Raw genomic sequence first — 5795 nt, 5'->3', positions numbered from 1 at the left:
CATTTCAGCTCTCGAATTTTAACAAATGCACCGGAATTTCGGCTTGACCCGGAAATTCCCCGTATTGGAATTCAAATTCCAAGTATTCGTGTTAAAATTTCGACGCAGACTTTTCCCAACCCAATACTTATAACCTATATTTTAACACTCCAAAATGTAATGGAAAGTTAAAGATGTTAAAGTCGTTAGGAGGGTTTCGTCATTGTCTATGGGCTTTATCTTTTGGCTTTTCCTGTTGGAGGTGATGGCTTCATTCCTTCCGGAAATACATTATACGGTGACTCACGCCACGCTTGCCTAATGTGCGCAGTTCGTAATGGCCGGGCATTAGTGACGAGAGATTCGGTTTCTGCGTGGCCGGTATCGTCATGACGGCGCGTCCGGCGAGGTCGGTCACGAGGTAGAACGGAGCCTCCGGTGTGTCGGCGGGCAGGGAGAGGTAACCGTCTTTTGTGGTCGGTATGTTCTGTGCCGCTGATGGTAATGATACGACGTTGGAAGTCGCGGTGAGCGGACTTTCGTTGCCGTAGGCGTCGACGGCCGTTACGGCGTGTCGGGAGTTGCGTGTCCGGGGGAGCAGCGGGGCATACCGGAAGGTGGTTTCTTTGAGGCCTTGGGCCAAAAGTGTGGACTGATCGAAGGTGAGTGTGTCGGTGTCGTGGGCAAGGCGGTACACATTGTAGGTGACGGGTACGCCGGGCGTGTTGTCGGACACTGGTTGCCAGGTTAGTTGAAACTCATAGCCGTTCCTTTCCATCTTCACATGGGGCGGGGCGGGTGATATGCTGTCTGCCCATGTCATGGGAGGGATGAGTGCGGGGCGGGTGTAGAAGTCGGTCGACGCGAAGTCATAAAGTCCCTTGACATTGTCTGTGAAGAAACGGCTGCGGAAAAATGCCTGTCCGCCCATGCCTGTCAGGCGGGTGAACTGCATTTGCCGTGCCACCGTACCGAGCGGCCAGTTCTTCTCGCGGGGGCTGAGAAAGTAAATGCCCAGTCCCGGCACCACGGGGCGGCCGGCCGACTGTTCCTGCCAGTCTTGGGCAAAGGGGTAGAAGTGGCGGCCGTCAAAGTACATCATGGGAAAGAGCATGTCCATCAGTCCCTCGCGCAACCATTTCTGTGCGTCTTGGTGAACGGCGTCGCGGGCGTTCCAGCCGTAGCTGCTCTGGCGCGGCAGGTCGGCGTGTTTTCCTATGGGCGAGCAACTTATCTTTACCCATGGGCGTATGTCTTTCACGACATGGTTGATTTTGCGTACTACGGAAGTGACGTTCTCGCGCCGCCATGCGGAGACCGCCATGCCTTGGCCGTATTTCCGGTAGGTGTTGCGGTCGTTCCAGGGAATGCTTTCTTCAGGATAGCGTATGTAGTCGAGGTGTATGCCGTCCACGTCGTATCGGCGGACTATTTCTTCGCAGATGCGTGCCAGATAGTCGCCTGTGGCCGGTACGCCGGGATCCATCATCCATTGGTCGCCGCAGCGGCGGCACAGTTCGGGATGCTTGCGTGGCAGGGCTTGTTTTCCCAGCCGTTTCTCGACAGCCACTTTGCAGATGGGAAAAGCCACTACCCAGGCATGCAGTTCCATGTGGCGCTTGTGGCATTCTTCGATAGCAAACGCCAGAGGATCGTAGAGTGGCGCCTTGCCGGGTGTTCCGGTAAAGGCGGCGTCCCATGGCTCTATGGCGGAAGGATAGGCCGTAGTGGACCGGATGCGCGACTGGAACAGCACGGTATTGATGCCTGCTTGTTGCAATTTGTCGAGTATCCGGCAAAGTTCCTGACGCTGTTGTCGGGCGCCTTCTTCTGTTGTCGCAGGTTTCGAAGGCCAGTCCAAGCCACTCAGAGTGGTGAGCCATACGGCACGTACTTCATGGCGCGGTTTGGCTGCAGCTCCCTTAATAATTTGGGCAGGTGCAGTGCTGTTGGAAAGTATCAGTGTCAGGAAAATGGCGGAGGCTGTTATGAGAGAGCGTATCATTTCTTTATTTTCTTCATGAGTTCTGTCAGTTGCATGCGTGGATAACCCAAGTCCAAAGCCCTTTCGATGTCCTTGCGGGCCGATCCGCCTGCTTCCAACTCAATTAACAGTTTTGCGCGTTCCGCGTAAAGTGCGGCTTCGGCCGGTCTAAGGCGGATGGCATAGTCATAATCTATGCGCGCCGCTTCCTTCATGTTCAGTCTTACTTCCAGTTGGGCGCGGGCTATGTATCCGTCCGGATTGTCAGGATGTGCGGCTATGAAAGCGTTGAGGTGTTCGAGCGAGGCCTGCGGCTGTCCCAACGACTCCAGTGTGCCGGCCATCAGCAAGGTGGCAGCGGCGTTTCCGGGCTCAAGGCGTAAAATTTCCTCAAGACTTCTTAGCGCCATGTCGTGTCGTTTGTTTTTGGTATATACGGCCGCTTGAAGGACGAGTACTCTTATGCGGTCGTCTTTGCTTTCATCTTGATTGCGCAATAAGGCCTCGCAGTCATCGGCCGCCGCTTTAAGACTGTTCATCTCATAGTAACAAACCGCGCGGTTGTAACGGGCGGAATGAGTGGCGGGATGTGCTTTCAGTATGTTTGTGAAATGTTCTATGGCGGCGGGAAATTTGCCTCGTGCCATTTCTATTTGGCCCAGATGGTATCGTATAATGTAATTGCCCGGTGCGTCAGGACGCGTTTTAAGAGCCTGAAAAAATCGCCGCTCGGCTTCGTCAAGCGAATCGGCGTGTAGGGCGTTGAAAGCCCGTGTCAAATGATCTATGTAGGCCAGAGAATCCTTTTCCTGACGTTCGTTCAGACCTTTTTCATAGCGGTAATCATCAATGTCCTTAGCCCGCACGCTGCCGCTGTTGAGGTCGATGATTGTCTGTGCCGGTAGTGTGGTGGCAAAGACTGCCGGTAAAAGTAAGAGGATAAGTTGTTTTATTCTCATCTCCTGTGCGTTTTTTACGGTTCGTTGATCTGAAAATAAATGGTATCACCCAAGCTGGTTCCTACGCCGTTGCGTGCAAAGGGTACGGCGTAGTAGCGGCCCGCTCCCAGAGAGTCGGTCAGTACGGTGAATACCTCTTCTGGAATGTCGGCTGTGGTTTCGAGGCGGAGTGTATCGTTGCCGTATTTGAAACCACAGGCGGACAAACGGCTGTTTGGGGAACTGGTTACTTCGCCTGTGAGATGGGCATGCCAACCGTCAGAAACTGCAGAGAGTGGTTTAATCGTAGGTGGGAAAGGCTGTTCGTTAGAACGGTCGGTAGGATTGCAGGCGGTGGAAAAGACTAAAGCTAGCATGCCCGTATATATATAGTGCTTCATCGCTGGAGGATTTTTTTTGAAATAATTGTTGTTTATTTTTGTTCGGCCGGTTGAAAATGTATTAGCAGTATGCGGCGGGTGGAGTCGGTTATGGCTGTTCGGCGGTCTATTCGGCCACCGACAACCCAAATGATGCCCTTTTCATCTGTGATGATGCGGCACCATGGCCGGCTTATGGCAGATATCCGCCTGTCGGCCAGATAATCGTTGAGCAGTTTGGTGCCTTTCATGCCAAAGGGGCGGAAACGGTCTCCGGCTTTTGGTGCGCGGCAGACCAATGTTCCTTGAATGGCATCGGCGTCGAAGGCTGCGGCATCGGTGCCGATGGGAATTTCGGTCAGAGCTTCGCGTGGTATCCGTTTTATCTGTATTTTCGAACCGTCGGAGAGAATTTGCAGTTCATTGTCGGAGATGTTCTGGGGTAGGAACACTGGAGCTTTCCTGCATACTTCAAGACGGTTGCGGTAGATGGTGGCCATGTGGGTGGGCGATTCGTAGAGTGGGGCCTTTCTGTTGCCGGAATGGGCGGCAATGGCATCGATGGCGGCTTCGTGGAAACCGTAGAGGCGGCCGATTGTGTCAAAATGAGCACGGTGGCACAGGGCTTCAATGGGGTAGGCGGCTCCATGGGGTAACGGAAGTGCCTGTTGATGTACTTGTGCGCCAATTTGTTCGTAGGCGTCTCGGGCTGCCCTGAAACGGCGCATGCTGGCGGTTATGGTTGTTTCAATCGAGGGGTTGAGGCGGCGCATGAGCGGCAACAGTTCATGGCGCACACAGTTGCGTTTGATGTTGGTATCGGTGTTGGAACTGTCGTCTACGTAGTTCTGCCCGTTGTTGCTGAGATAGGCTATGATGTCGGTGCGCGACACGTCGAGCAGAGGGCGCAGGATGTGGTCGCGGCGGTAGTCCATGCCTGTCAGGCCGTTGACGCCTGTGCCGCGTATCAGGTTGAGCAGCAATGTTTCCACGTTGTCGTCGCGATGATGGGCTACGCAAACGCCGTCGGCCCCCACTTTGCGGCGCAAATGCTCAAACCATTCGTAACGCAGGCGGCGGGCGGCCATTTCCAGGCTTTCGCCGTGACTGGCGGCTTCGTTGCGGGTGTCGAAGTGTACGGTGTGAAGGCGGACTGCCGATTTCTCGCATAGCGTATGGCAAAAGTTTTCGTCGCGAAGGCTTTCTTCACCACGCAGGTGGAAGTTGCAGTGGGCCGCCATGATTTTATAGCCCAACTCACGCAATACGGTGAAAAGTGCCACCGAGTCGGCGCCTCCGCTTAGTGCCACGATGTAGCGCCGCTCTTTGCGGAGCAGATGCTGGCGGTCTATGGTGTTTTGTATGCTGGCGGAAAAGGACATGAAGGGGTGAAAGGAATAGTCGTTTGTCAATAAGAAACAGATGTGGCGATATCTAGTGCCTTAATCCGGTCTGCGATGTCGTCAAGCTCTTCGGGCAATGCTTTTTGCAGATGACTGTCGGGCGTTTCCCTGTCAATGGTGTAGATCATCACCTGGCGGGGAGCGATGCGGCGGACAGCTTCAAGCCATGGTCTTACATATTCCTCACCGGTGTTGTCGACGCTTGTGCCGGTGGTATCGGTGCCTTTCATGAATATGGTCTGTATGATGAGCCGGCCGTTAAAGCTGCAGAGGTTTTCGATGACGTTCTCTATGTCGTATGTACCGCAAGGACGGTTGATCCGGTCGATGTAGCTGGCCGAAACGGTGTCGAGTTTCAGGATGTTGTTGTCTACCCGCAACAGGGCGGCATGTACTTCTGGGACTGCAATCCGGGTGGCGTTGCTCAGCACGCTGACTTTGGCCGTCGGACAGTAACGGTTGCGCAGAGCGATGGTGTCGTCAATGATGCCGGCAAAGTCGGGGTGGGTTGTCGGCTCTCCGTTTCCGGCAAAAGTCAGAACGTCGGGCAGTTTGCCTTCGGCCGTCATGGTCTGGAGTTTCTTCTCCAGTTCCGAGGCAACGGTTTCGCGTGTCGGCCGGTGCTGTTGCGGTTTGTTGTTGCGGTTAAAGCCACATTCGCAATAGATGCAGTCGAATGTGCATATTTTTCCGTCGGCCGGCATGAGGTTGATTCCGAGCGATACGCCGAGACGGCGGCTGTGGACCGGTCCGAAAATAGGGGAGGGAAAGAGGATTGTTGCCATAATGAGGCAAAGGTACAAATAAAATTACAGGCAGGGGCGGCGTGGCTGTTTTACGTGGGGCAAGTTGGCGGGAACATTAACATCTTTAACTTTCCGTTACATTTCGGTGTGTTAAAATATAAGTTGTAAGTATCGGGAATTGAAAAGTCCGTATCGGATTTTTAACACGAATACTTGGAATTTGAACTGCAATACGGGGAATTTTCAGGAAAAACAGGGTGGAAAACGGCCGAAATATGGCAAAAAAACACTGAAAAAGCGGGACTTCCCAATGGAAAGCCCCGCTCCGCTGTTACAAAGATACAACTTTTTCAGACCAAAAGCAA

5 protein-coding genes are annotated in these 5795 nt (G+C 53.6%); all 5 read right to left on the bottom strand.

The window, feature by feature from the left end:
- Positions 1 to 250 precede the first annotated feature (250 nt).
- Genes C5S62_RS11360 through C5S62_RS11340 form a run of 5 tightly spaced genes read right to left on the bottom strand, consistent with a single transcriptional unit; the run spans position 251 to position 5469 of the window.
- The gene (locus C5S62_RS11360) at positions 251 to 1984 is read right to left on the bottom strand and encodes a glycoside hydrolase family 10 protein (RefSeq protein ID WP_104405494.1); all 1734 of its coding nucleotides are present in this window, start codon (positions 1982 to 1984) and stop codon (positions 251 to 253) included.
- Positions 1981 to 2922, bottom strand: a complete 942-nt coding sequence (locus tag C5S62_RS11355; RefSeq protein WP_104405493.1) for a lipopolysaccharide assembly protein LapB — start codon at positions 2920 to 2922, stop codon at positions 1981 to 1983. Before C5S62_RS11355 ends, C5S62_RS11360 begins: the two co-directional genes overlap by 4 nt.
- A 14-nt stretch (positions 2923 to 2936) precedes the next feature.
- The gene (locus tag C5S62_RS11350; RefSeq protein ID WP_104405492.1) at positions 2937 to 3302 is read right to left on the bottom strand and encodes a hypothetical protein; all 366 of its coding nucleotides are present in this window, start codon (positions 3300 to 3302) and stop codon (positions 2937 to 2939) included.
- A gap of 32 nt (positions 3303 to 3334) precedes the next feature.
- On the bottom strand, positions 3335 to 4663 hold the full coding sequence (gene tilS / locus C5S62_RS11345; protein ID WP_104405491.1) for a tRNA lysidine(34) synthetase TilS: 1329 nt from the start codon (positions 4661 to 4663) through the stop codon (positions 3335 to 3337).
- Between the two features lie 26 nt (positions 4664 to 4689).
- The gene (locus C5S62_RS11340; RefSeq protein ID WP_104405495.1) at positions 4690 to 5469 is read right to left on the bottom strand and encodes a radical SAM protein; all 780 of its coding nucleotides are present in this window, start codon (positions 5467 to 5469) and stop codon (positions 4690 to 4692) included.
- Positions 5470 to 5795 lie beyond the last annotated feature (326 nt).

The organism is Prevotella sp. MGM2, assembly GCF_002933955.1.
Taxonomy (GTDB): Bacteria; Bacteroidota; Bacteroidia; order Bacteroidales; family Bacteroidaceae; genus Alloprevotella.
Note: the sequence above shows the minus strand (reverse complement) of the source record. Positions and strands in the feature narration are given on the sequence as shown.